Source organism: Vibrio rotiferianus CAIM 577 = LMG 21460, from assembly GCF_002741985.1.
In the GTDB taxonomy this organism is placed as follows: domain Bacteria; phylum Pseudomonadota; class Gammaproteobacteria; order Enterobacterales; family Vibrionaceae; genus Vibrio; species Vibrio rotiferianus.
Genome location: NZ_APHW01000035.1, coordinates 1 through 25594 on the forward strand (window position 1 = coordinate 1; position 25594 = coordinate 25594).

Annotated in this window: 22 protein-coding genes and 1 pseudogene; 11 read left to right on the forward strand and 12 right to left on the reverse strand. The window is 46.6% G+C overall.

What is annotated here, in order from left to right:
* Nucleotides 1-511 precede the first annotated feature (511 nt).
* The 6 genes from fre to trxA all read right to left on the reverse strand — a co-directional run bounded on the left by fre (nt 512) and on the right by trxA (nt 6377).
* Nucleotides 512-1225 (reverse strand): NAD(P)H-flavin reductase, encoded by a 714-nt coding sequence (gene fre / locus B853_RS14780; protein WP_010444558.1) that lies wholly within the window; start codon nt 1223-1225, stop codon nt 512-514.
* Between the two features lie 14 nt (nt 1226-1239).
* The gene (locus tag B853_RS14785) at nt 1240-1509 is read right to left on the reverse strand and encodes a 2Fe-2S iron-sulfur cluster-binding protein (protein ID WP_009696789.1); all 270 of its coding nucleotides are present in this window, start codon (nt 1507-1509) and stop codon (nt 1240-1242) included.
* Nucleotides 1506-3359 (reverse strand): 4-hydroxy-3-polyprenylbenzoate decarboxylase, encoded by a 1854-nt coding sequence (gene ubiD / locus B853_RS14790; RefSeq protein WP_038886902.1) that lies wholly within the window; start codon nt 3357-3359, stop codon nt 1506-1508. Before ubiD ends, B853_RS14785 begins: the two co-directional genes overlap by 4 nt.
* A gap of 136 nt (nt 3360-3495) precedes the next feature.
* On the reverse strand, nt 3496-4488 hold the full coding sequence (locus B853_RS14795; protein ID WP_038886903.1) for a hypothetical protein: 993 nt from the start codon (nt 4486-4488) through the stop codon (nt 3496-3498).
* Between the two features lie 106 nt (nt 4489-4594).
* Nucleotides 4595-5854 (reverse strand): transcription termination factor Rho, encoded by a 1260-nt coding sequence (gene rho, locus B853_RS14800; protein ID WP_005440042.1) that lies wholly within the window; start codon nt 5852-5854, stop codon nt 4595-4597.
* A 196-nt stretch (nt 5855-6050) separates the two neighbouring features.
* Nucleotides 6051-6377 (reverse strand): thioredoxin TrxA, encoded by a 327-nt coding sequence (gene trxA / locus B853_RS14805; protein ID WP_005458583.1) that lies wholly within the window; start codon nt 6375-6377, stop codon nt 6051-6053.
* Nucleotides 6378-6488: 111 nt separating this feature from the next.
* Between trxA and rhlB the strand changes: the two genes are divergently transcribed.
* Both rhlB and gppA read left to right on the forward strand, forming a co-directional pair.
* Nucleotides 6489-7802 carry an ATP-dependent RNA helicase RhlB gene (gene rhlB, locus B853_RS14810; protein WP_010444566.1) on the forward strand — a complete coding sequence of 438 codons (1314 nt, stop codon included), beginning with the start codon at nt 6489-6491 and terminating at the stop codon, nt 7800-7802.
* A 19-nt stretch (nt 7803-7821) separates the two neighbouring features.
* Nucleotides 7822-9315, forward strand: a complete 1494-nt coding sequence (gppA, locus tag B853_RS14815) for a guanosine-5'-triphosphate,3'-diphosphate diphosphatase (RefSeq protein ID WP_128826902.1) — start codon at nt 7822-7824, stop codon at nt 9313-9315.
* A 205-nt stretch (nt 9316-9520) separates the two neighbouring features.
* On the opposite strand, the gene B853_RS14820 is transcribed toward gppA, so the two are convergent.
* From B853_RS14820 to recQ, 3 genes are all read right to left on the reverse strand, one after another.
* The gene (locus B853_RS14820; RefSeq protein ID WP_038868584.1) at nt 9521-10195 is read right to left on the reverse strand and encodes a 7-cyano-7-deazaguanine/7-aminomethyl-7-deazaguanine transporter; all 675 of its coding nucleotides are present in this window, start codon (nt 10193-10195) and stop codon (nt 9521-9523) included.
* 234 nt (nt 10196-10429) lie between these two features.
* Nucleotides 10430-10735, reverse strand: a complete 306-nt coding sequence (locus B853_RS14825) for a DUF3630 family protein (protein ID WP_038885406.1) — start codon at nt 10733-10735, stop codon at nt 10430-10432.
* A gap of 9 nt (nt 10736-10744) precedes the next feature.
* Nucleotides 10745-12580, reverse strand: coding sequence for an ATP-dependent DNA helicase RecQ (gene recQ / locus B853_RS14830; RefSeq protein WP_038885407.1), 1836 nt, complete (start codon nt 12578-12580; stop codon nt 10745-10747).
* Nucleotides 12581-12756: 176 nt separating this feature from the next.
* Here recQ and rarD point away from each other — a divergent pair, with 176 nt between their 5' ends.
* The 4 genes and pseudogenes from rarD to ggt all read left to right on the forward strand — a co-directional run bounded on the left by rarD (nt 12757) and on the right by ggt (nt 17169).
* The gene (rarD, locus tag B853_RS14835; protein ID WP_005440031.1) at nt 12757-13671 is read left to right on the forward strand and encodes an EamA family transporter RarD; all 915 of its coding nucleotides are present in this window, start codon (nt 12757-12759) and stop codon (nt 13669-13671) included.
* A gap of 72 nt (nt 13672-13743) precedes the next feature.
* A complete protein-coding gene (locus B853_RS14840) occupies nt 13744-14541 on the forward strand; it encodes an AraC family transcriptional regulator (RefSeq protein WP_009696782.1) in 798 nt (265 codons plus the stop codon).
* A 91-nt stretch (nt 14542-14632) separates the two neighbouring features.
* Nucleotides 14633-15292, forward strand: coding sequence for a LysE family translocator (locus B853_RS14845; RefSeq protein ID WP_029789267.1), 660 nt, complete (start codon nt 14633-14635; stop codon nt 15290-15292).
* A 111-nt stretch (nt 15293-15403) separates the two neighbouring features.
* Nucleotides 15404-17169, forward strand: a pseudogene (ggt, locus tag B853_RS14850) (gamma-glutamyltransferase).
* Nucleotides 17170-17966: 797 nt separating this feature from the next.
* Here ggt and uvrD read toward each other — a convergent pair.
* Nucleotides 17967-20141, reverse strand: a complete 2175-nt coding sequence (gene uvrD, locus B853_RS14860; protein ID WP_038885409.1) for a DNA helicase II — start codon at nt 20139-20141, stop codon at nt 17967-17969.
* A 280-nt stretch (nt 20142-20421) separates the two neighbouring features.
* On the opposite strand from uvrD, the gene B853_RS14865 reads away from it, so the two are divergent.
* From B853_RS14865 to B853_RS14880, 4 genes are all read left to right on the forward strand, one after another.
* Nucleotides 20422-20682, forward strand: coding sequence for a BufA1 family periplasmic bufferin-type metallophore (locus B853_RS14865; RefSeq protein ID WP_010444586.1), 261 nt, complete (start codon nt 20422-20424; stop codon nt 20680-20682).
* Nucleotides 20683-20767: 85 nt separating this feature from the next.
* On the forward strand, nt 20768-21640 hold the full coding sequence (bufB, locus tag B853_RS14870; RefSeq protein ID WP_038885410.1) for an MNIO family bufferin maturase: 873 nt from the start codon (nt 20768-20770) through the stop codon (nt 21638-21640).
* Nucleotides 21637-22395, forward strand: a complete 759-nt coding sequence (locus tag B853_RS14875) for an HvfC/BufC N-terminal domain-containing protein (protein WP_038885411.1) — start codon at nt 21637-21639, stop codon at nt 22393-22395. The genes bufB and B853_RS14875 overlap by 4 nt, the downstream gene beginning before the upstream one ends.
* A 10-nt stretch (nt 22396-22405) precedes the next feature.
* Complete coding sequence (locus tag B853_RS14880; protein WP_038885412.1) at nt 22406-22861, forward strand: DoxX family protein; 456 nt, start codon at nt 22406-22408, stop codon at nt 22859-22861.
* 31 nt (nt 22862-22892) lie between these two features.
* Here B853_RS14880 and tsrA read toward each other — a convergent pair whose 3' ends face one another.
* Together tsrA and B853_RS14890 are read right to left on the reverse strand one after the other, a co-directional pair.
* Nucleotides 22893-23174, reverse strand: a complete 282-nt coding sequence (gene tsrA / locus B853_RS14885) for an H-NS-like global regulator TsrA (protein WP_010444595.1) — start codon at nt 23172-23174, stop codon at nt 22893-22895.
* Between the two features lie 91 nt (nt 23175-23265).
* A complete protein-coding gene (locus B853_RS14890; protein ID WP_193788576.1) occupies nt 23266-24459 on the reverse strand; it encodes a multidrug effflux MFS transporter in 1194 nt (397 codons plus the stop codon).
* Between the two features lie 107 nt (nt 24460-24566).
* Here B853_RS14890 and B853_RS14895 point away from each other — a divergent pair, with 107 nt between their 5' ends.
* Complete coding sequence (locus tag B853_RS14895; RefSeq protein WP_010444599.1) at nt 24567-25508, forward strand: LysR substrate-binding domain-containing protein; 942 nt, start codon at nt 24567-24569, stop codon at nt 25506-25508.
* Nucleotides 25509-25594 lie beyond the last annotated feature (86 nt).

A 25594-nucleotide genomic window follows, 5' to 3' on the forward strand; every position in this document is an offset into this window, starting at 1 on the left:
CTGAGCCATGATCAAACTCTTCAATTTAAGATTTTGTCGGCTCAATGAATACTGAACATTACATAAGTAATGTTTGAATTGACTGTGCTGAATCTTTCGATTCAATGGTCACTTCGTTTCATTGAAACCTAATTTGAAACCGCTCTTTATTAAGAGAAATTTCTAATTGGATTATCATCAACGAGTGCCCACACAGATTGATAGGTCTATATTTTTAAAGAGCTTGCTTATCGAGAAGTTTTTCTCTCAAAGCGGAGGTGCATTCTAACGAGATAATTGAGAGTGTCAAACACTTTTTTCAATTTATTTTCTCAGAAGCTTTTCACCTCTCCGACCCTGCTGAAGCCTTATCGCGTCTGCCGTGTCGGTGGATGCGCATTATAGGGAACTCAGATCCGTTCGCAACCCTTTTTTGAAAAAAAATGGAAAAAACTGACTGTTCGATGACTATTTCATCAAAAAAGCAAAAAAGAGGGTAAAAAACCCTCTTTTTCTGCCTCAAAAGCCGTATTTAAATGAACGCGTACGCGTCTGCGAACATACGTTCACTCTTCGCTTTCTTGTTCTGAGTGAACTGTTCACGCGCTGCGCCAGCCATTTCGAAGCGACCTGCAATATAGATATCGTAGTTTTCTAAGCTTTCGAAATCTTCACTCACCGCTTGTAGCACGTTACCAACTTTACCTTGCCAATCGGTAGGTGCTTCTTCTACTACTGGAATAAAGTGAACGTTGGCAAACTTTTCAGCGATCTCGACCAACTCTTCTTTAGCGTAAAGTTGGCAGTTATCACGCGCACCCCAGTATAAATAGATAGGGTTGGTTTTGTTCTGTGCAACACAGTGATCCAGAATCGAACGCACGTAACTAAAGCCAGTACCACCAGCAATCAATAATAGTGGGCGTTCGCTTTCTTCTTGAACCCAAGCATCACCATGTGGGGCATCAATCTCGATATGACCATCTGTTTCTAATGCCGCTTGCATTGCTTCAACAACTTCTAGTGCATAAGCGTTGTGTTCCGCCGCACCGATATGCAGTTCAAGTTCACCTTCATGACGACAAGGACTGCTTGCAATAGAGAAAGGACGCTTGTCTTTTTCACCCATCACAACCATTAGGTACTGACCTGCTTTAAAAGGTACAGGTGATTCTGGGTGTAGAAGGATTTGATAAGTATTACAAGCTAACGGCTGAATAGACTTTACTTTACATTGGATGGTCATGGTGTTCCTCTCGCTTACTCATCAAAAGTAAGCACTAAATTACTTTCTGTATAGGCTTGGCAAGGGAATATCCAACCTTGCTGTTGCTCTTTTTCGGTTAGCATCGGTTCGAGGTGGTAACTCACCTCACCCGTCAGCTTTTTACACATACACATGGCGCAAGCGCCAACTTGGCAACGGTGGGGGAAGCGAATATTATTGTTGAGCGCGGCTTCCAACACCGTCTCCCCTTCTTTTACTTGGAACGTAACGTCCATCGGTAGAAGGTGGACTTGATGACTCATAGAATACCTAACTGGTTCCAAATCTCATCGACTTTAGCCACAAGTTTAGGATCTTTTTTGATAGGTGTTCCCCACTCGCGCGTGACTTCGGATTCGAACTTGTTGGTCGCATCCAATCCTAATTTGGATGAACTATCAGTCTTACCATGCACTTGAATAGTGTCTCTATCTGGATCCATTCGGGTTGTTACAGCCCAGATGATGTCATTCCAATCTCGTGCATTAACATCATCGTCGCACAAGATAATGAATTTGTTATCCGTGTACTGATCAAAGAAATCCCACAGGTATTCCATCAAGGCTTGCGATTGACCAGCTTGGTCTTTCTTCATGGTCACAACAGCGAACTGGTTATTTGCTGTTGCTGGTAGATAGATATCGACAATGTCAGGACGTTGCTGTTTTAACGCCTCCAGATCCGCTTCGGTAATCGCTTTATTGTCACGTTCGTTGACCTTGATGCGTGTCGCCAGTTCAGCATCCCATTTAATGGTCGCATCTAAACCCATCTTGGAGCCAAGACCGACCACAGGTGAAGCAAAGTCGAGCGAGTCGATTGGCGTGTTATCTATCATCAAGGTATCACGTACAGGGTCCATATGCTCTGACATGGCTTTCACGACATCATTCCAATCTCGCGCGTTTACCGATTCATCGCACACAATAACAAACTTGGTGTACATGAACTGACGTAAGAAAGACCATACGCCCATCATTACGCGCTTGGCATGTCCTGGGTACTGCTTCTTCATAGTGACGACCGCCATTCGGTACGAACAACCTTCTGGCGGTAGGTAGAAATCCTCAATCTCTGGAAACTGCTTTTGCAGAATCGGCACAAAGACTTCGTTTAATGCCACACCCAATACAGCTGGTTCATCTGGCGGACGGCCTGTGTAGGTACTGTGGTAGATTGGGTCTTTACGCATGGTAATGTGCGTAATGGTAAACACGTGGTGTTTTTCTTTTTCGTTGTAGTAGCCAGTGTGGTCGCCATAAGGACCTTCATCAGCAAACTCGTTCGGGTCGATATAGCCTTCCATCACGATTTCAGCGCTCGCTGGCACTTCCAAATCATTACTGACTGACTTCACGACTTCCGTTTTGCTGCCACGTAGCAAACCTGCAAATGCGTATTCTGATAGCGTATCTGGCACTGGCGTTACTGCACCAAGAATGGTTGCGGGGTCTGCACCAAACGCGACTGAAACAGGGAAAGGTTTACCTGGATTGGTTTCCATCCAATCACGCAGGTCAAGCGCACCACCACGATGAGCCAACCAACGCATGATGATTTTGTTCTTGGCAATTTTCTGCTGGCGATAAATACCTAGGTTCTGACGTTTCTTGTTTGGACCCTTGGTCACGGTTAAGCCCCACGTAAGCAGTGGCGCAACGTCTTCCGCCCAGCAACTCATCACCGGAATTTTATCCAAATCGACTTCATCACCTTGCCACACAATCTCTTGGCACGATGCTTTTCTTAAGCGCTTGGCTGGCATGTTCAATACTTGCTTGAACACTGGCAATTTTTCCAATGCGTCTTTGAAGCCTTTTGGTGGCTCAGGTTCTTTCAAATAAGCCAGCAGCTTACCGACTTCTCTTAATTCTTTAACGTCTTCACGTCCCATACCAATCGCGACACGCTCTGGCGTACCAAATAGGTTCGTCAAAACAGGTACGTCGTAGCCAATTGGGTTCTCAAACAACAGCGCAGGGCCACCAGCACGCAAGGTACGGTCGCTGATTTCTGTCATTTCGTAAGCGGGGTCGACGGGGTGAGTGATGCGTTTAAGTCGACCTTTCTGTTCTAGGTGGTCGATAAATTCGCGTAAATCCTTAAAACTCATAGGCCTTCATGCTGGCTGATTAAACTGTCCGCAGTATAACAAATAGGAGGACGCTAAGATCCTCCTATTTTGTGTGGGTATGTGAACTCGATAACGACAAGAATCGTTACTTAAAGAACAATGGCTTCAACAACGGTTATTCCAAGAATTCTGCAATCTGTCGTGTTTTTACTTGGCGATTACTTGAAACAAGCTCTTCCAACCACGAGTGGTGCCCTTGCTTTACGAGTTCTCTTGCAACCAAAGTGGCTTCTTCGGAAAGTGCCATCTTGGCCACTAAGAATTGTTTTACGTCATGAGAGAGTGGATTGGATCTGGTGAGCAGCTCAATAGCATAAGGTTTTAAGGTTGGATTGGCAGTGGAATTCATCAATTGTTGCAATGAAAATTCGTCACCAACCTCGGCAAGCCTTGCCAGCTCGGTTTGGCTATTATAGTCCGCACGCATTCGCCACAGCAGATCATACATTGCCTCACTTTGACTGACTTGTGCCAAACGCACGACCACCGCTGTTGATGGCAGCCAACTAGTCACATTAGCATGAGTTAATTGTTTAATCAGGGCTTCAAGTGCATCCGGCGATAAGCTGTCCAGCTCACGAATAAGTAACGCTTCTCTGGTTTGTACATGTTGCGAAGTGCCTGTTAACCAATCTTTTAGATTAAGTTCTTGGCGCTCTGCCGCTAACACAAACTCCAACGTGCTTTGGTCTTGTTTCCAACGTTTAATCAGACGACTAGCAATAGAAGGAAAGTTAAAAGCAGGTACGGTGAATTCGTAACCGTCACCGCGCTCTAGTACTTGGTAAGTTGGAGTAATACTAATCTGAGATTCGACAAAAATCGCCATTCTTGGCGTGAGGATGATTTCTTGTTGTTCAAACTTTTCGAGCAAAAGAAAGCGGACGACTTCTTGTTGAGGGAAAGCAAGTCGGTCTAGGGAAAATTTAAGCGAGTCAACCTCGTCTCTGACGGCATAATCAAGCAGTTCAGATACTTTGGTCTGTATTTGGGTATCCTGAAGCCACTGCTCTACCACAGTTTCCTGCATTTCCTTGGCAGATAACGTTGCTGGTAGCGTAATAAGTGACAAGCTCAGGAGTAATGACGACAACATTCCTTGTTGCATGTTAACCTCCCGATAACATTTCCTTCATTCTGCTGCTTATCTCGGGAGAAAGCAATAAAAAAGCCACCGATATACGGTGGCCCTTCGCAGAATTGCTTATCTGAGACTATTGACGACGCATCGCATCGAAGAACTCGTCGTTGGTCTTCGTCATCGCTAGTTTGTCGATGAGGAATTCCATTGCGTCGATTTCGCCCATTGGGTGAACAATCTTACGCAGAATCCACATCTTCTGAAGTTCTTCGTTCTTAGTTAGAAGCTCTTCACGACGTGTGCCGCTGCGGTTGAAGTCAATCGCAGGGAATACGCGTTTCTCTGCAATCTTACGGTTCAAGTGGATTTCCATGTTACCTGTACCCTTGAACTCTTCGTAGATAACTTCGTCCATCTTAGAGCCAGTATCAACAAGAGCAGTAGCAAGGATAGTTAGGCTGCCGCCTTCTTCTACGTTACGTGCTGCACCGAAGAAACGCTTAGGACGATGTAGTGCGTTTGCATCCACACCACCAGTTAGTACTTTACCTGATGAAGGTACTACGGTGTTGTATGCACGAGCTAGACGAGTGATAGAGTCAAGCAGGATAACTACGTCTTTCTTGTGTTCAACAAGACGTTTTGCTTTCTCAATTACCATTTCCGCGACTTGTACGTGGCGAGAAGCTGGCTCATCGAACGTTGACGCAACCACTTCACCTTTAACTAGGCGCTGCATCTCGGTTACTTCTTCTGGACGTTCGTCGATTAGAAGTACCATCAACTCACACTCAGGGTGGTTGTATGCGATGCTTTGAGCGATGTTTTGCAGAAGCATTGTCTTACCCGCTTTAGGCGGAGCAACAATCAAACCACGTTGACCTTTACCGATTGGCGATGCCAAATCTAGTACACGTGCCGTGATATCTTCTGTTGAACCATTACCGCGCTCCATAACCATACGCTCATTAGCGTGTAGAGGCGTTAAGTTCTCAAATAGGATCTTGTTACGAGCGTTATCTGGTTTGTCGTCGTTAACCGTATTGACTTTAAGAAGAGCAAAGTAGCGCTCACCGTCTTTTGGTGGACGAATTTTACCAGCGATTGAATCACCAGTACGTAGGTTGAAACGACGAATCTGACTTGGCGAAACGTAGATATCATCAGGGCCAGCAAGGTATGAGCTGTCTGCGCTACGTAGGAAACCAAAGCCGTCTTGCAGAATCTCCAGAACCCCATCGCCAAAGATGTCTTCGCCGCCTTTCGCGTGCGCTTTAAGAATAGCGAAGATGATGTCTTGTTTTCTTAGACGAGCTAGGTTCTCAAGACCTAGGCTTTCGCCAAGCTTTACAAGGTCAGACACAGGTCTGTTCTTCAGTTCAGTAAGATTCATGGTGGTGGATGCTTGTTTAGTCAAAATAAGATCTATTTTCTAGTTAAGATGGATTTGGTCTCAGGATCGACCAAGAAGAGAAATTTGTTCAATTAACGCGCGATAAGTTAGCACTAATTAATATTCTAGTCCAGAGTTAGAAAAACAAAACCGTGCATTATCACTTTGCACGGTTTTGTTCTGAATCACTTGGTGATTATAGGTTTGCGTCCAAAAACTCTTTTAGCTGAGTCTTAGACAGTGCACCAACTTTCGTTGCCGCCACGTTACCGTCTTTAAATAACAGTAGCGTTGGAATGCCGCGAATACCAAACTTAGGTGGTGTACCTGCGTTATGGTCAATATTTAGTTTACCGATAGTGAGTTTGCCTTCGTACTCTTCTGCAATTTCGTCCAGAATTGGAGCAATCATCTTACAAGGACCACACCATTCTGCCCAGAAATCAACAAGAACCGGGCCTGCAGCGTTGATTACATCGTTTTCAAAACCGTCATCAGTAAGCTGCAAAATCTTATCACTCATCTTCCACTCCAATGTGTTTTTTGAAACTGGTTGGATGATAACCAGTAATTAGATGCCCTATTGGAATGTATTTACTTTCGTATTGCAAGCTTTAGCTGATATTCTATAGCCATGAAAAAGACGCATATCACAGAGCAAAAGTTCGCCGATTTGGGATTAAATCCACAAATTACTGAAGGTTTGGAGAAAAAAGGGTTCGAATTTTGTACCCCAATTCAAGCCTTGGCGTTGCCGGTACTGCTCACCGGCCAAGACATTGCAGGCCAGGCCCAAACGGGTACTGGTAAGACGCTTGCGTTTCTTACTGCTACCTTTAACCACCTATTGACTACACCTGAGCATGAAGGTCGTAAGCCAACTCAACCGCGTGCTATCATTATGGCACCAACCCGTGAGCTAGCGATTCAGATCTTTAATGATGCGGAACCTTTGATTGCGAGTACAGGTCTTAAAGCTGCCTTAGCTTACGGTGGCGAAAGCTACGATAAGCAACTATCGAAGCTTCAAGACGGTGTAGATATCCTGATTGGTACGACTGGTCGTATTATCGATTTCTACAAACAGCGCGTATTCAACCTAAACAACATTCAAGCGGTTGTACTCGATGAAGCCGACCGTATGTTTGACCTTGGCTTTATTAAAGACATTCGTTTCTTGTTCCGCCGTATGCCAGAACCAAAAGAGCGCTTGAACATGCTGTTCTCAGCGACGCTTTCTTACCGCGTTCAAGAGCTGGCATTCGAACACATGCACAACCCAGAGCACGTTGTGGTTGAGCCAGAACAAAAAACCGGTCATCGCATCCAAGAAGAGCTTTTCTACCCTTCGAACGAAGACAAGATGGCACTGCTTCAAACCCTGATTGAAGAAGAATGGCCAGATCGCGCGATCGTTTTTGCCAACACTAAGCACAAGTGTGAATCGATTTGGGGTCACCTCGCAGCAGATGGCCACCGTGTTGGTCTACTGACTGGCGATGTACCGCAGAAAAAGCGTGAAAAGATTCTTGAGCAATTCACTCGCGGTGAAGTAGACCTATTAGTAGCAACTGACGTTGCAGCACGTGGTCTACACATCCCTCAAGTAACACACGTATTTAACTTCGACCTGCCTGATGACTGTGAAGATTACGTTCACCGTATCGGTCGTACGGGCCGTGCCGGCGCAAGTGGTCACTCTATCAGCTTCGCTTGTGAAGATTACGCAATCAACTTGCCACCAATCGAAGAATACATTGAGCACGCAATCCCAGTTTCTGATTACGACGCTTCGGCTCTAATCCAAGACTTGCCTGCACCACTTCGTATGCGCGCGCCTCGTACTCAACAACGTCGCACCAATACAGGTGGCACTCGCTCTGGTAACCGCAAGCCGCAAGGACGTCGTCCTCGTCAACCGCGTCAATCAGCGCCAAAACAATCATAAAAGGAAACTGAAGTCGTTTATGAGTCAAGCAGGATCATCACCGCTATACGCCGCCATCGACCTCGGGTCGAACAGTTTTCACATGCTCGTTGTGCGTCATATCGATGGCAGCGTTCAAACCATGGCTAAAATTAAGCGCAAAGTTCGCCTAGCGGCGGGCTTGGATGAACGTAATTCTCTTAGTACGGAAGCTATGCAGCGAGGATGGGACTGCTTAAGTCTATTTGCAGAACGCTTGCAGGATATTCCTAAACAGAACATCCGTATTGTCGGTACCGCGACTTTGCGTACCGCAACCAATGTAGATGTTTTCCTAGAGAAGGCGAACCAAATTTTAGGTCAACCTATCGAAGTCATCACAGGTGAAGAAGAAGCCGCCACTATATATAAAGGCGTTGCTCACACTTCGGGAGGCAGTGGTCGCCGCCTTGTGGTCGATATTGGCGGTGCAAGTACCGAGCTGATTATCGGTGAGGGCTTCGAAGCGAAAGCGCTAACTAGCCTTAAGATGGGTTGTGTAACATGGTTGGAAAGCTTCTTTAAAGACCGCCAGTTGAACGCACGCAACTTCGAGTCTGCCATTGAAGGCGCAAAACAAACCTTAACGCCAATCTTAGAGCAGTACACCGACCTAGGTTGGGATGTGTGTGTGGGTGCTTCAGGTACAGTTCAAGCACTGCAAGAAATAATGCTAGCGCAAGGTATGGACGAAGTAATTACTCACTCCAAACTTAAGCGTCTACAAAAGCAGGCGATGCTTGCTGATCACTTAGAAGAGCTCGATATTGAAGGTCTGACCCTAGAACGTGCTCTGGTATTTCCAAGTGGCTTATCTATTTTAATTGCAATCTTTGAGCTACTAGAAATTGATGCCATGACACTGGCTGGCGGCGCTCTGCGTGAAGGGCTGGTGTATGAGATGGTTGACGAGCTTCGTCAAAACGACATTCGTGCTCGTACCATTTGTAGCGTACAAAGCCGTTACCAATTGGATTGCCAGTACGGTGAGCAAGTGGCAAACCTCGCTAATAATCTACTTGAGCAAGTCGGTGGTGAAGCTTGGGTTGCAGAACCTCAAGGTAAAGTCCTGCTGGAAACAACAGCTAAGCTGCACGAAATCGGTCTGACTATCGACTTCAAAAAAGGTGGAGAGCACAGCGCTTACCTACTGCAGCATTTAGATTTGCCTGGTTATACGCGTGCGCAAAAGTTCTTTATTGGTGAAATTGCACGCCGCTACCGCGAACAGCTCACCTCCCTGCCTGAGCAACATGCACTTTCAGGTAACAGTGCGAAACGTGTATTACGTCTATTGCGTTTGGCTGTTTTACTTAGTCATCGTCGTAATCCAGACCTAGTACCAAATGTCACTCTAAAAGCAGAAGGCGACAAGCTAACGCTCAGCATTGAAGCCAAATGGTTAGATGCAAATCCGCTGACGGCCGCTGAGTTGGAAATTGAATCCAACCGTCAAACAGACATCGGTTGGCCGTTAAGTATTGTGACTTGTTAAATCTCACGATAACTTATTGCTTGGTTAAAGGTCCCTATTGGGGCCTTTTTTATTGCTCATTTTACTTTCGTACAGCTTAGGGAGCTTTTTGACACCCATGATCTAATTACCCCCCCCACGCTGTACAAAACGCTCCAAACCCTAGTAAACAGATACAAAAAAGCCGCTTGATTTGAGCAAGCGGCTTTCGGGGTTCCCACTGATATTAAGACTGAACGCTTGTCGTCACCTTAAAGTCAGGGTTCACCGCAGTCAGTTTCTTAATTAGGTAATTCAGTAGTACGCCATACATAGGAACGAACAAACCAAGACTGATAATCAGTTTGAAGCCGTAATCCACCAGCGCAATTTCCGTCCAATGCTCCGCCATAAATGGATCTGGGCTTTGGTAGAAGGCAATGGCGAAGAAAGCGATGGTATCAAGTGCATTACCGAAAAGCGTTGAACACGTTGGTGCCACCCACCACTGTTTCATTTGGCGTAGGCGGTTGAACACGTGTACATCCATGATCTGACCAAGTAGGTACGCCATGAAGCTAGCAATCGCTATACGAGCAACAAATAAGTTGAATTCACCTAAGTGGCCAAAACCTTGGAACTGACCTTCGAAGAACACCACCGATAGGAAGTAAGAGACAGCCAGAGCGGGCAACATCACTAAGAAGATGATCTTTCGTGCCATTTTCGCACCGAAAATACGCACGGTTAAATCCGTTGCTAGAAAGATAAATGGAAAGGTAAATGCGCCCCAAGTGGTATGGAAACCGAAGATAGTAAACGGTAGCTGAACTAGGTAATTGCTAGATGCAATAATGACTAGGTGGAATAGAACCAGATAGATAAGGGCGTTGCGCTGCTGCGCAGGGGTAAAGTTACTCATGCGATACCTTTTTAGTTTGGTTTGGGGGTGAGGGAACCCAAATCGAGTCACTGAATAAAGTGGCTCTTACCAACAATGTAAAATGAAAAATAAACTGGCTTGGCTCATTCTGAGCGAAGCGGTGGGCGATTATACATTAACCACTTTCCGCCGCAAGTCGTCTGTCTTACGCAAACGTTTGAGCATAAAAAAGGGTGTTTCATGTGAAACACCCTTTCTAGAAAAATTCTATTTTTAGAAGCCGCGTTGGAACAATCCTGCGAGATAATCCAGTTCTTCCCTGCTCTCTTCAATCGCTAAAGCTTCAAACCAAATCGCTTCGCTGTAATGCTCTGCTTTCATAAACAGTCGGCAACCTTCAAAGTCGATCAGCCAAGAGTGAATGTCCGCATCCCATTGCTTTTCCACCACAGTAGCGGAAAGCAGTCCGACTAAACGCTCACCTAAGGTAGGAAAGCTATCAAGGTCAAAACTCGGCGCTGTAATGATTAAGCGCCCTTCTTGTGCCATGTAGTCCGCTAAGCCAAATTCCTTTTGCATCTTGGTTCCTTATCCGTGGTGAGTAATGTGTTCTTGAATCAAATCGAGGAATGGATCGGCGTACTTCTCCAGTTTGCGCTGACCAACACCGCTAACTGCCAGCATTTCGCCGTAAGACGTTGGCAGAATTTCCGCCATATCAATCAGAGTCGCGTCACTGAAGACCACGTATGGTGGCAAACCATCTTCATCAGCAATCGACTTACGCAGCTTACGTAACTTAGCAAACAACTTCTTGTCGTAGTTCTTGCTGGTCAGTTTATCTGATTTCGCCGCACGTGCTGCGGTGTCTAAACGCGGAACCGCTAACTCTAGAGTCACATCGCCACGTAGCAATGGACGTGCCTCTTCGGTTAATTGCAGCGTTGAGTTACGCGTGATGTTTTGGAACAGCAGCCCTTTGTGGATTAACTGGCGGAAGATACTCACCCAGTAATCGTGGCTGTGATCGCGACCTATCGCGTAGGTAGAAATCTTATCGTGCCCGTTTTCACGTACACGAATATTTTGCATGCCACGCAGTACTTCCACTACGTAGCCCATACCAAAGCTCTGATTCACTCGGTACACACAAGACAACGCCTTACGCGCTTCTTCCGTGGCATCAAAGTGCTTCGGTGGATCTAAGCAAATATCGCAGTTGCCACATGGCTTCTCGCGATACTCACCAAAATAATTCAATAGCACCTGACGACGACAAGTCTGCGCCTCAGCAAAGGCACTCATCGCATTCAGCTTATGGGTTTCCACCTGCTTCTGTGGACCATCGTCTTTTTCATCCAACATACGACGCAGCCAACTGATGTCCGCCGGGTCATACAACATCATCGCTTCCGCAGGCAGACCATCACGCCCTGCACGACCCGTTTCCTGATAGTAGGACTCGATATTGCGCGGGATATCAAAGTGAACCACAAAGCGCACGTTTGGTTTGTTGATACCCATACCGAATGCCACGGTCGCCACCACGATTTGGATGTCATCGCGTTGGAAAGCTTCTTGAACGTAAGCGCGCTCGTCCGCATCCATACCGGCATGATAACCAGCAGCACGAATGTGGTTGTTGCACAGCTTCTCGGTCACCATCTCAACTTTCTTACGGCTACCACAATAGATGATGCCGCAATTACCTTTCTGGGTCTCAAGATAACGAACGATTTGCGAAACCGGCTTGTGCTTCTCAACTAAGTTGTAGCGAATGTTAGGACGGTCGAAGCTGCCTAGATAAACCTCTGGATTATTCAGTTGCAGGCGCTCAAGAATATCTCGACGCGTTGCGTCATCCGCAGTCGCCGTAAGCGCCATAAATGGCACATGGGAAAACTGCTGCTTGAGCTGGCCAAGTGCGGCGTATTCTGGGCGGAAATCGTGTCCCCATTGGGAAATACAGTGCGCTTCATCGACGGCAATCATCGATAGCGGCAAGTTTTCCAAGCGCTCAATGAAATCGCGCATCAATACGCGTTCTGGCGAGACGTAAACCAACTTAAGATGGCCTGTGTGCATGCGGTTATACACGCTAAGCAGCTCCTCGCGAGCCATAGTCGAGTTAATACACTCAGCGGCTACGCCGTTGGCTTTCAACTGATCAACTTGGTCTTTCATCAACGAAATAAGCGGAGAAATCACCAAAGTAATACCAGAGCGAACCAAAGCAGGAATTTGATAACACAGCGACTTACCGCCACCAGTAGGCAGGATAACTAAGCTGTCGCGACCTTCTACCGCGGCGTCAATCACCAACTGCTGACCATCACGGAACTCTTGGTAACCAAACACATCCTCCAACACACGTTGAGGCGTTACAGGCGAGTCTGATTGTTCGGCTAACAAGGTAGAGGTCATGAAAAATCTCAGATTGGGTCTTAAAAAGAGGTGCTTATGCATGCCACTAGCACGCAAAGTGAGGGCACATTGTAATGGGGTTTCATGGTGAATAAAACCGCAAATTGTTAGGTGATTCAGCTCACGACTCGTATACTGATTTTCTGCTCTATAAAAACTCAATTAGGTGACATCCCATGACACCAGAAGAACAACAACGCTCACGGCAAGGCGTCTTGCTTGCTATTGGCGCGTACACCATGTGGGGCATCGCCCCCATTTACTTCAAATCGATTGCTGAAGTCTCGCCACTAGAGATCTTAAGCCACCGAGTGATTTGGTCTTTCTTTTTGCTAGCCGCACTCCTCCATTTTGGTCGCCATTGGCGCTCGGTTCGCGACATCATTAAAAACAAAACCAAGATGATGTTTCTGGTTTCTACTGCCATTTTGGTCGGTGCAAACTGGTTGATCTTCATTTGGGCGGTGAACTCGAATCACATGCTCGATGCCAGCTTGGGTTATTACATTAACCCACTGATCAACGTCTTACTCGGGATGGTCTTCCTTGGTGAGCGTCTACGTAAACTCCAGTGGTTCGCGGTTGTCCTTGCTGCTTGTGGCGTATTAGTTCAGCTGATCGTCTTTGGCTCGGTGCCTGTGGTCGCTATAGCGCTGGCAATGAGTTTCGGCTTTTATGGCTTGCTGCGTAAGAAAGTCAGTGTGGAAGCACAAACCGGACTATTCATTGAAACCTTGGTGATGTTACCTGCCGCAGCAATTTACTTGCTGTTTATTGCGAGTTCACCGACGTCCAACATGCTAGATAACCCAATGCAGCTGAATACCTTGTTGATTGCTGCAGGCGTGATCACTACCCTGCCGCTACTATGTTTTACTGGCGCAGCAACCCGTCTAAAGCTATCGACGTTGGGCTTCTTCCAATACATTGGTCCGAGTTTGATGTTCTTGCTCGCGGTGCTGATATACGGCGAACCGTTTACGAGCGATAAAGCCATTACCTTCGCCTTTATTTGGGGCGCCTTGGTGGTATTTAGCTTTGATGGTCTGCGTAATAACCGCAAGTCACGCAAAGCGGCTCGTGCTGCCTGATCGTTTTTTACAAGACATTTAAGAAATTGATGGATAAGCTTGGTCATAATGTGACCAAGCTTTTTTTATTTAATGGAACATATTCAGTACTACGCAACCGACCATGACAACCTGAGTCTGATAGAGGCGAAATACCAGAAATTTGCTTTTCAAAGGCATTACCATCTGGATTTTCATCTCGGTCTGATCACGCATGGCGCGCAGAAGTTCCAATACCAAGGTAACAGCCACCAAGTTGGTCACGGGCAAATTGTGATTATGCCGCCAGATGAGCTGCACGACGGGCAATCTAAGCTCGAAAGTGGCTATGAAGTAAATGTATTTGCGATCGAACCTCACCTATTGAGCGATCTGGCTGATCTTAAGCAAAACGGTCAAATAATACACTTCAACGAGCTGATCATCTCGGATCCACAGATATTTTCACAACTTAGTAACTTACATGGGCTACTTCGTCGTGAAAACCTCAGCCAACTCACCAAAGATTGCCTCCCTTTTGAAGGATTTAACCAACTTTTTGATCGCTACGGATCGCTTGAGCGACAAAAAGTGGTGCCGTTAGGAAATCAATCGCTTGGAACGTTAAAAGATTATCTAATGGCGAACCTCGACCAAGCAGTGCGTTTGGATTCGCTATCAGAGCTGTGCCAACTGAGCCCAACTCAGTTCCAGCGCCACTTTAAAGCGCAAACTGGCATGACGCCTTATGCATGGTTCGCACGCCTGCGCCTCGAACAAGGCATGAAGTTACTTCAATCTGGCCAATGTGGTACCGACGTCGCCCATCAAATCGGTTTTTACGATCAAGCGCATTTCAGCAAAGCGTTTAAGCAGACCTACGGCGTTTCCCCTTCTCAAGTGACTCGTTAATTTCATTTACCGAGAAAGCTGTCAGTTTTTTACAAGCGCCACAGGTGACTTGCCACGACAATAGCCGCATTGGTTATATTTGAGATGTGTTATGAATGAATCCACCATATTGCTGACACTCGCCAGCATTCACTTTATTGCCCTAATGAGTCCCGGTCCCGACTTTGCGTTGGTCGTACAAAACGCGACGCGTCATGGTCGTCAAACTGGCTTGTACATTGCGTTGGGATTGTCTGTCGGTATTTTGCTGCACTCTTTATTTAGCCTGACAGGCGTAAGTTATATCGTCCACCAACACCCAGTGTTGTACTCCGTGGTGCAACTGCTCGGTGGTAGTTACCTGCTCTATTTAGGTATTGGTGCATTACGCGCCGTGATCTCAATGATCAAAAACCCACAGGCGGATCAACCTAAGAAGCAAAACAACCTAGTGATCAGTAATAAGCGTCAGGCATTTGCGAAAGGATTTGCGACCAACATTCTTAACCCGAAAGCCTTGGTGTTCTTTATCAGTTTGATGTCGAGCTTAGTCCCTGCAGGTATGTCGATCACTGGCAAAGGTATTGCTTTGGTTATCCTGTTTGGCTTGTCGCTATTCTGGTTCTCTAGCCTTGCATGGATGCTATCAACACAGCGCTTACAACGTAAATTGCAACAAGCAGGCATCTACATCGACGGTCTGTGTGGGGTGGTATTTACTCTCGTTGGCGGCAGTATTTTGTACCAAACCATCAGCACTTTTATCGGATAAGGTACTGATTTAAAAGCGTAGCACAATCGACATTTCTAAGATTGCTGACTCGACGTGACTCTTCATGACTGCCAAGCTGAAAGCACAAAACTGGCAACATGGAGAGTCATCATGCATTGGACGTTCAACCGACTCGTGACCACGGGTCTTTTTCTTACTTCCCCACTCGTCTTATCTACCTCAGCCTTTGCTAACCAAGCAGCAGATGCCGTTGCGCCGGAGCACAGTACTGGCTTCGAGCAAAAGCAATTGGTCAAAGCCAAAGATTATATGGTCACCGCAGCCAACCCACTTGCCACCCAAGCTGGGGCAGACGTTCTTGCTCAAGGCGGTAATGCTATTGATGCCATGGTTGCCGTGCAACTGATGCTGGGCTTGGTAGAACCGCAATCTTCTGGCATTGGTGGCGGTGCCTTCTTAGTTTATTGGGACAGTGAGAAACAAAAACTGACTACGTATGATGGACGCGAGACAGCACCGCTCGCCGCGACGCCGAAACTCTTCCTAGATGACAACGGACAACCTCTGCAGTTTTACGATGCGGTTGTCGGTGGGCGCTCCGTCGCTACTCCTGGCACAGTGAAACTACTTTGGGACACGCACCAGAAATACGGCAAGTTGGAATGGAAAAAGATCATCCAACCTGTGATTACCTTAGCTGAGCAAGGTTTCGAAGTCAGTCCTCGCCTCGCAAGCCTGATTGAGAAAGATGCCAAGCGCCTATCACGCTTCCCTGCAACTAAGGCTTACTTCTTTAATCCAGATGGCTCACCAAAAGCCGAAGGCACGTTGTTGAAGAACCCTGAATACGCGCAAACTCTGACGGCAATTGCAGAGCAAGGGGCAAAAGCTTTCTATCAGGCGATATCGCCACGGACATCATCAAGACAGTACAGAATGCACCGGGCAATCCTGGCGTATTGGCACAACCTGACTTTGATGCGTTCCAAATCAAGCAACGTGAACCGGTTTGTGCGGCTTACCAAAGCTATGACATCTGCGGCATGGGGCCACCTAGCTCTGGCGCATTGACGGTTGGACAGATTCTTGCGATCACCGAGCAATACGATCTCAAAGGTTGGGGAGCCGAAAGTGCGAAATCATGGCAAGTGATCGCCGATGCATCACGCCTTGCGTTTGCAGATCGCGGTAAGTACATGGCTGACCAAGATTATGTGCCAATGCCAACCGAAGGCTTGCTTGATCAAGATTATCTCAAACAGCGTGCTGAGTTGATTCAAGTCGGTAAAGCCTTGAGTAAGGTTGAAGCCGGCAATCCACCGTGGTCACACGCGATGAACTTAAGCATGGATCAATCGATCGAGCTGCCTTCCACCAGCCATTTCAATATCGTCGATAAGCAAGGCAATGTGGTTTCAATGACAACGACCATTGAGAACGCCTTTGGCTCACGCTTGATGGTGCGCGGCTTCTTGCTCAATAACGAACTGACCGATTTCTCTTTCCGCACCCACCAAGATGGTGTGCCAATCGCGAACCGCTTAGAACCGGGCAAACGCCCACGCTCATCCATGGCACCGACCATTATGATGAAGGATGACAAACCTTACATGGCAATTGGCTCACCGGGTGGCAGCCGCATCATTGGTTACGTTGCACAAGCCATTATCGCCCACACGCAATGGGATATGGACATCCAAAGCGCGATTAATCAGCCACGACTACTGAACCGTTTTGGTACCTTAGATATTGAGCAAGGTACTGCGGCAGAAAGCTTACAACCTACGTTGGAGAAAATGGGCTTTAAGACCGATGTTCGTGATTTGAACTCTGGACTGCATGCTATACGTATAACTGAACAGGGCTTAGAAGGTGCGGCCGATCCAAGGCGTGAAGGAGCCGCTATCGGACATTAAGCGCATTTAGCTCGACCCCTTGTGCGAGATCTCTCACAAAGGGTTGAGCAAACCTCTCTTTTTTAATGGCAAAACTGCGCACAAAAACACATAAGATATTGATTTAAATGGTTATGTATCTTTTTTAAACGCTAAGAGAGAAAAAAAATGTGAGATTTGTCCGTTGTTGGAAACCGTTAAACACGTAATATTAAACCTGTCGGAAGGATGCTGACACGGAACAGGAAACACCACGGACTTGGTGAACTTCAGGAAGAAGAAACGGTTGTTCAGGATGAATAGTCGGGCATGGATTGCAAAATTGGACATTGAACGGAATCAATAGCGACTAGGATGGTTGCTACTAAGGACGGGAAATGGACACCTCTGGACGAGGCAAGGATTTGAACATCAGGATGATGTCAGGGACACCGCTCAGGGAACAAGTGATGAGAGCTAACGAGGATAGTTAGCAGACCAGGATAAGGTCATTAAGGACACCGCTAGGAAGGCGACGTAAGGATTAAGCTGACGGATTCAGCACACTATCATGGATTAGATGCATGGAGCACTCTTAGTAGCCGGATTGCTGCGAGTAAGACTATAACCCCGATGGGCGCAAGCCTCGGGGTTTTTCTTTACCCAAAGTTTTTCTCAGCAGCTCTGTTGAAAAACTAACAACACCCTACTTTCACTTAAAACGGCATCGTTAAATCGTGCTTACGCACTCCATTTTTCACTGCTTTCTTGACATGAAAACAGCACAAACAAAAAGAGCCGCCGAAGCAGCTCTTAAGTTGATTAGTTTTGGGGAAGCCTTACAGTTTCTCTAGTCGAGCGTAAGCAGTCACCAACCATTTGATGCCCTCACCATTAAAGGCAATCTGTACGCGGCTCTGTGGACCACTGCCTTCAAAGTTGATGATGGTGCCCTCACCAAACTTAGGATGCATCACACGAGAACCTAGCGTAAAGCCAGTTTCATTGAAGCTCTCTTTCACCGCTGTTTGGCTAAATCGACCACTGCTTGCAGGACGACTAACTTGCGCCTTCATTCGTACTTCGTCTAAGCAAGTTTCTGGCAGTTCACGTATAAAGCGAGACGGTTTATGGTACTTATCCTGACCGTACAAACGACGCATTTCAGCATAAGTGATGTACAGTTTCTGCATTGCACGGGTCATGCCTACGTAACACAGACGGCGTTCTTCTTCTAAACGCCCTGCTTCTTCTGCCGACATTTGGCTTGGGAACATGCCTTCTTCCACACCGACCATAAACACCAACGGGAACTCTAGACCTTTCGCACTGTGTAATGTCATGAGCTGAACCGCATCTTCAAACTCGTCCGCTTGTCCTTCACCCGCTTCTAATGCCGCATGGGTTAGGAATGCCGTCAGCAATGACATATCCTCGGCTTCTTCTGGTTTCTCGAATTGGCGAGTTGCGGTCACCAATTCCTCCAAGTTCTCAATACGCGCCTTAGACTTTTCGCCCTTCTCTTGCTCGTACATCGCGAACAAGCCCGAGTACTTGATCACATGGTCAGTCTGGTGATGCAGCGGCATCTCGATGGTGTCGTCTTCTAGTGCCGTAACAAGCTCGATAAAACGGCTTAGAGCGCCAGCAGCACGACCAGCAAGCACCTTCTCATCCAACATCGCCACACTCGCTTCCCACATGGTGCAACCACGGTCACGAGCCGCAAAACGGATGGTTTCAAGCGTCTTATCACCCAAGCCACGTGTTGGCGTATTCACTACACGTTCAAATGCCGCATCATCATTACGGTTGGCAATCAGACGCATGTAGCTCAAGGCATCTTTGATTTCCTGACGTTCGAAGAATCGCATGCCACCGTAGATACGGTAAGGCAGACCAGCTTGGATTAATGCTTCTTCCAGAACACGCGACTGGGCGTTGTTACGGTAAAGCACTGCAGCGTCATTCAGAGCACCGCCCTTGTCTTGCCACTCTTTGATTTTGTTTACTGCAAAACGGGCTTCGTCTAATTCGTTGTAAGCGCTGTAAACCGAGATAGGCTCACCGACAACGCCATCAGTCCAAAGCTCTTTACCCATACGCTCGGTGTTATTCGCGATCAGAGCGTTGGACGCTTCCAGAATGGTCTTGGTTGAACGGTAGTTTTGCTCAAGACGAATGGTATTCACACTTGGGAATTCCAGCGTAAACTTCTCAATGTTCTCGACTTTTGCACCACGCCAGCCGTAAATCGACTGATCGTCATCACCTACGATCATCACGTGACACTCAGGACCCGCCATCATACGTAGCCAAGCGTATTGGATGTTGTTGGTATCTTGGAACTCGTCCACCAAGATGTGCTTAAAGCGTGCTTGGTAGTGTTCACGAACGAACTTGTTATCACGCAGTAGCTCATGTGCGCGCAGCAAGATTTCCGCAAAATCGACTAAACCAGCACGATCACACGCTTCTTGGTAAGCGGTGTATAGCTGCAGATATGTCTTGGTCACTGGATCATGGTACGCATCAATGTGCGACGGGCGCAGACCTTCGTCTTTCTTACCGTTAATCCACCATGCCACTTGGCGTGCTGGCCACTGCTTCTCATCGAGGTTTTGCGCTTTGATCAAACGCTTTAGCAAACGCTGTTGGTCGTCACTGTCGATGATTTGGAAATCTTCCGGTAGCTTGGCATCAAGATAGTGCGCGCGCAGAATACGGTGACAAATGCCGTGGAAAGTACCATTCCACATACCGCCTGCACTGCCCATCATTAGCTCTTCGATACGTCCACGCATCTCTGCCGCCGCCTTATTGGTAAAGGTTACCGACATGATTGAGAACGGAGAAGCCTGCTCTACCGACATCAACCAAGCAATACGGTGAACAAGAACGCGCGTCTTACCACTCCCTGCACCAGCAAGGACGAGCAAGTTTTCTAGAGGTGCTGCAACGGCTTCACGTTGTTTATCGTTCAAACCGTCGAGTAATAGAGATGGATCCATCATGATGAGAGCTACTGGTTATTTATACATAAAAATAGATTATAACCTAAACAACCTGTTCAGATTAGACAAAAATTCATAAAAAATTCGTCGTTTTTTTACTCCAAACATCAATAAGTTATATAAACCACACTCTTTAAAATCATTTGTTTCGAAAATTTCTCTGAAAGTTTTTTAGCCAATTTCCTATCTTTTAAGTTAAGCAAGTTGAGAACAAAAACGCCAAAACAGGCGATTCATCTTGCCAAATTAAAGTGAAGGAAATCATTCAGAGGAATTTATTATGAAAAAGTCGAATCTAGCTGTTACTGCTGCTGTTACTGGTCTTCTAGCTCTTGGTGGCACTATGCTAACTGCAGCCCCAGCTGTGGCTGCTGAGAAAGAGAAGTGCTACGGCGTTTCTAAAGCAGGTAAAAACGACTGTGCAACGAAAAGCAGCTCATGTGCAGGTACTGCTAAAGAAGATAACCAGAAAGACGCGTTTGTTGTCGTTCCTAAAGGTCTATGCGACAAATTAGCTGGTGGTAGCACTACTTCTTCATAATCTTTCATCGCTAGCTGCTATGAGGATGCATTGACGCTCACCAATGCATTCTCCTCTTTCCGCCCGTTTTGAAAAGGAGTTTCACGTGAAACACCATACCTTCAATGACCTTGTTGGCGTTGGATTAAGAACCCCTCACCTCGATTACTTTAGCCAAAACAAACCTGAGTTAACTTGGTTAGAAATCCACAGTGAAAACTACTTTCAGCCCAATGCTGCAGAACGCCTTCAGCTACAAGCACTGCGCGAGAAATACCAAATTAGCTGTCACGGCATTGGTCTGTCATTGGGTTCGGTAGAGCGTTTGAATCAAAAACATTTAGCGCAACTGAAAGCACTGATCGATTCAATCGATCCGATTCTTGTTTCTGACCATTTAAGTTGGAGTGAAAACGGCGGCCACTACTTTAACGACTTACTTCCACTCCCATACACGGAAGAAGCGCTCAAAGTGTTCACTCGTAACGTGAATGAAGTGCAGGATTATTTGCAACGCGAGATCTTGATAGAGAACCCATCTAGTTATGTGAAGTTTCAACATTCAACCATTAGTGAATGGGAGTTTCTGACCGAAGTTCAAAAGCGCACTGACTGTCGTTTATTGCTCGATTTAAACAATGTTTATGTTTCGGCGTTTAACCACGGTTTTGATTGCGACACATACCTAGATGCGATTCCAGCCGACAAAGTGGATGAAATTCACTTGGCAGGTTTTACCATCAAACAACTCGACAAAGGTGAGATATGGATTGATACCCATAGCCGCCCAGTTAGTGATGAAGTTTGGCAACTGTTCGCGCAGTGGACAAAAAAACACGGTCCACGCCATGCGTTGATTGAATGGGACTTGGATATTCCTGCGCCAGAAGTTTTGCTCGGAGAAGCACAGAAAGCATCGCAACTGTTGCTGCAAGGCACAAACCCAAGTGAACAAAGCGAATCAAGGAAGGCATCATGAATCTAGCCACCTTACAAAGCCAGTTTGCTAAAGCCCTACACTATCAAGCACTCGGTGAAGATTGCGATATTGCCAGTGATGAGTTTACCGCTGATGAACGCATGCAGATTTATCGCAATAATTTTATCGTCAGCCTAAGCGAAGTGTTATCCGCGACCTACCCGATGGTTGAAGCGTTGCTTGGTGAAGAATGCTTTGAACAGATGGCTCGCCAGCATGTTCTCACTTATCCATTAGAAGAAGGAAATGTGGTCCATTATGGCGAAGGTTTTCAAGACACCATCATGCAGTTCAGTCAAGTGATCGCACAAGCACCATACAGCCCTGAAGTCGCACGCTTCGAGTGGCATATCGACCTCGCTCGTCAAGCGCAGTATGAACAATCCAATGCACAGGAATTAAAATCGCTCGCATTACTTGGAGAAGTGAGTGAAGAGCAACAACCCGCTTTGGTTTTGCACCTTAAGCAAGGCTGCCGGAGCTTTGACTCTAACTACGCCGTATTTGATTTGTTTAGTGCGATTCAAACTGGGCAATTCGAACAACTTAATATCAACCAATTACAGCAAGGTGTCATCTCGATTCAAGCCAATGGAGAAGCCTTGTGTCACGCACTCGATGCCGATGTGTTCCAGCTGCTGCAATGTTTAGAGCAGAAGCTGAGTTTAAGCGAAATACCTGAAGTTTTTCTCGCTCACCTCAATAGCATCATGGCACTCGATCTCGTTGACGGCTTTACATTGAAATCAATCTAAGGAGCACTCTATGACGGATACGGTTAAAAACTTAGTGAATCGGTACGACGATTTAATCAGTACCCTACAAGCTGGCTTTGTCCCTTTACTACTTCTATTTTGTCGCTTGTGGGTTGCATGGGTGTTCTTCAATTCAGGGCTAATCAAACTCTCGTCTTGGGATAGCACACTGTATTTATTTGAGCTGGAATACCAAGTGCCAATACTGCCATGGGAATTGGCGGCTTACCTAGGTACGGCTGCGGAATTGGTTCTACCAGTGTTCTTGGCACTAGGATTGATTACCCGTCCGATGGCTGCGATTCTGTTTGTGTTCAACATCATCGCTGTAGTCTCTTACCCGCTGCTGTGGGAGAAAGGTTTCTATGATCACCAACTTTGGGGATTGATGATTCTTGTAGTTATTGTGTGGGGACCAGGACCATTGTCCCTCGACCACATACTGAAGAAGAAAATTACCAACTAAAAAAATCCCCGCATGATGCGGGGATTTTTTATTATTTGTTCAAGTAAGCCAGTAGCTCTTCAGCTGAGATACCCTGCTGAGCGAGGTCTTTTGCCATTTGCTCTACTTGCTCGCCTTTACGTGACTCAATCACTTGTTGAAACTGATACACAAGATCACGCAAAATCGGCAGTGGAACTTGCTTTGCCGCACTACGAACACGCTCTGAGCTCTGGTTACCTAATTCGTTAAGCAACTTGCCAAACATCACCTTTTCAGGTGATTCTTCCATTTGCTCTAAGATACGAGCCATTTCATACGTGGTTAACGACATTACTTTATGAGTTCCGTTATGGTGTCGAGAATAGTTTGAACGACAAATATACACGCGTTAGGTACGTTGGAAAATACTAAATTACCGAGTTTTACGCATTCGCTAATTTAGCATGCCACTTCTTACCTGCTTTGCTGAACAGGATCAGCAAAGCAGGAAGCAGCACCCACATATGAATTGCAATCAGTGTTTGTGGGTCAAGCGATAGACGCTGAAGCGTACCCACCAACAAGCCAGCACCACTCATTTGGAACAAGCCGAGTAACGCTGCAGCCGTACCCGCTTTATCTCCAAACGGTTCTAGTGCTTTACCTGCAGCGGCACCAAGAATCCAAGCGAAGCCAACCGATGAAATGAAAATTGGTAGCATGAAAGACAGCGCGGTGTAGTGCTCTTTCATCACCATCATGATCACGCCAGCAATTGCCAGTAAGCTGATACCAACTACAAGTGAGTTATGCGTGCCCCAACGATCCATGAACTTAGGAGCAAGCATACAAGCTGCAATGTTGAACGCCGCATTAAGACCAAACCAGAAGGTGAATTCATTCATCGATAAGCCCATTCCCGTCATCAGCACCACTGGTGCAGACGTTACGTAAGCAAGAATAACTGCCATCGCCATCAAACACAGTGATGCGTGGAAGATGAATGATGGGGTGCTCAATACTGACCAGTAGCGGCTCAGTTTAAATACCGCCTGCTTTTCTGTTGCAGGATTGGTTTCCTTCATTCCAAGGAACATCATCGCCCCCGCAATCACAGCAAAACCGGCCATAAAGCTGAAGTTTGCACGCCAATCAAATTGCTGTGTTAACCAGCTACCAAGAATCGGTGCCAATGCCGGGATAAAGCAGATCGCACCGTTAAGGTAGCTGATCATCTTGCCGCTTTTCTCCGGCCCAAAGATATCGCGAACTGTTGCAAAGGCTGCTACAGATGTTGCACACGCACCTAAGCCTTGTAGCAAACGAGCCATCAACATCCACTCAATATTTTGAGCACTCCACGCCAATAAAGCACTCAATGCGTAGATGGTGATGCCGCCCAATGCAACAGTTCGACGTCCGAGTTTATCTGCCAAGGGACCAGCGAACAGCTGACCAACACCCATAGCAAATAGGAACCAAGTGATGGTGTCTTGTGCCAATGCATTTTCTACCTGAAAAGTGGACGCGATAAGAGGCAAAGCAGGTAGATAGATATCAATCGCAAGCGGACTGAATAGAACTAACATGGTCAACAGCGCCATCTGTTTTTTGCTATTTGTAATATGGCTAGACACAAAACACTCCAAATTGAACAAGAACTTTTGAGCAAAGCTTAATCATCTGATGATATGAATGGAAATGATGTATACTCATGACCATTATTCCAATGGGGAAAATCACTGTGAACGTAGAGAAACTGGCACGTATCGACCTCAATTTGCTGGTCTGTTTTAAAGTGCTGATTGAAGAGTTGAATGTTACCCGAGCCGCCCACCGACTTTGCTTGAGTCAGTCTGCCGTGAGCAAATCCTTAGCGAAATTACGTACCCAATTTGATGATCCCCTATTCACTCGAAACTCACACGGATTGACGCCAACACCACGCGCACTGTTCCTTAAACCGAAACTGGATCTGTTGATAAACCAACTTGAGGTGCTGACTCAACCCGAAGAGTTCTCACCACAGAGCAGCGAGTACCGCTTTCAAATAGCTGCGGTAGAGAGTGTCTACCCGTTGATTCTGCCCCACTTCTTACCGGCAATATTCCAACAAGCGCCAGGCGTGACCATCAGTACCCACTCTTGGTCGGAACAAACGTTCAAGATGATTCAGCGTGGTGAGATCGATTTGGGCATGACAGGTCGAGATATCGACATCAACGACGCCAAACTAACCATGTTGCCGCCAGATGACATTTGCGAACAGGAAATCTATCGCGACCACCAGATGTGTATCGTACGTAAAGACCACCCGGCTTTGAGTGGTAATTGGAACTTAGAAGCTTACCTAGCCCTGCGTCATGTTCAGGTACGTTGTGATGGCAACGACCGTTGGTTGCTCGACTATCGTTTAGCCGACATTGGTCGTGAACGTGATATTGCGGTAACCGTCCCGGACTTTAACAGTGCCGCCAGTTTATGCTCTTACACCGATTTTGTGTTTACCGCGCCAAGCCACTTTGTGAAGCTGGCAGCCAAACAACATGACATGGCATTGCTGCCTCTTCCACTCGAATTTCCTCCAATGGCTTACACTTTGTTCTGGCACCGAGACAGAGAGAATGACCCAGCTTTGACTTGGTTGCGTACCATGATCACGAAGAAAACCGATCATCTTAGATAAAAATCCTGAACGCAATTTGCTCTATTAATGTAATATGAGTAGCTTAACAGTCGATAGTCCTTTTTGGCTCATCTATGGCCTGTTGT

What these genes read in the sequence shown, in the direction of transcription:
- B853_RS14845 (WP_029789267.1), top strand. Translation starts at nt 14,633, where the DNA reads ATGAATGAATCCACCATATTGCTGACACTCGCCAGCATTCACTTTATT.
- B853_RS14840 (WP_009696782.1), top strand. Translation starts at nt 13,744, where the DNA reads ATGGAACATATTCAGTACTACGCAACCGACCATGACAACCTGAGTCTG.
- rhlB (WP_010444566.1), top strand. Translation starts at nt 6,489, where the DNA reads ATGAAAAAGACGCATATCACAGAGCAAAAGTTCGCCGATTTGGGATTA.
- rarD (WP_005440031.1), top strand. Translation starts at nt 12,757, where the DNA reads ATGACACCAGAAGAACAACAACGCTCACGGCAAGGCGTCTTGCTTGCT.
- gppA (WP_128826902.1), top strand. Translation starts at nt 7,822, where the DNA reads ATGAGTCAAGCAGGATCATCACCGCTATACGCCGCCATCGACCTCGGG.
- B853_RS14785 (WP_009696789.1), bottom strand. Translation starts at nt 1,509, where the DNA reads ATGAGTCATCAAGTCCACCTTCTACCGATGGACGTTACGTTCCAAGTA.
- recQ (WP_038885407.1), bottom strand. Translation starts at nt 12,580, where the DNA reads ATGACCTCTACCTTGTTAGCCGAACAATCAGACTCGCCTGTAACGCCT.
- tsrA (WP_010444595.1), bottom strand. Translation starts at nt 23,174, where the DNA reads ATGTCGTTAACCACGTATGAAATGGCTCGTATCTTAGAGCAAATGGAA.
- B853_RS14795 (WP_038886903.1), bottom strand. Translation starts at nt 4,488, where the DNA reads ATGCAACAAGGAATGTTGTCGTCATTACTCCTGAGCTTGTCACTTATT.
- trxA (WP_005458583.1), bottom strand. Translation starts at nt 6,377, where the DNA reads ATGAGTGATAAGATTTTGCAGCTTACTGATGACGGTTTTGAAAACGAT.
- B853_RS14865 (WP_010444586.1), top strand. Translation starts at nt 20,422, where the DNA reads ATGAAAAAGTCGAATCTAGCTGTTACTGCTGCTGTTACTGGTCTTCTA.
- uvrD (WP_038885409.1), bottom strand. Translation starts at nt 20,141, where the DNA reads ATGATGGATCCATCTCTATTACTCGACGGTTTGAACGATAAACAACGT.
- ubiD (WP_038886902.1), bottom strand. Translation starts at nt 3,359, where the DNA reads ATGAGTTTTAAGGATTTACGCGAATTTATCGACCACCTAGAACAGAAA.
- B853_RS14820 (WP_038868584.1), bottom strand. Translation starts at nt 10,195, where the DNA reads ATGAGTAACTTTACCCCTGCGCAGCAGCGCAACGCCCTTATCTATCTG.
- fre (WP_010444558.1), bottom strand. Translation starts at nt 1,225, where the DNA reads ATGACCATCCAATGTAAAGTAAAGTCTATTCAGCCGTTAGCTTGTAAT.
- B853_RS14875 (WP_038885411.1), top strand. Translation starts at nt 21,637, where the DNA reads ATGAATCTAGCCACCTTACAAAGCCAGTTTGCTAAAGCCCTACACTAT.
- B853_RS14880 (WP_038885412.1), top strand. Translation starts at nt 22,406, where the DNA reads ATGACGGATACGGTTAAAAACTTAGTGAATCGGTACGACGATTTAATC.
- rho (WP_005440042.1), bottom strand. Translation starts at nt 5,854, where the DNA reads ATGAATCTTACTGAACTGAAGAACAGACCTGTGTCTGACCTTGTAAAG.
- B853_RS14825 (WP_038885406.1), bottom strand. Translation starts at nt 10,735, where the DNA reads ATGCAAAAGGAATTTGGCTTAGCGGACTACATGGCACAAGAAGGGCGC.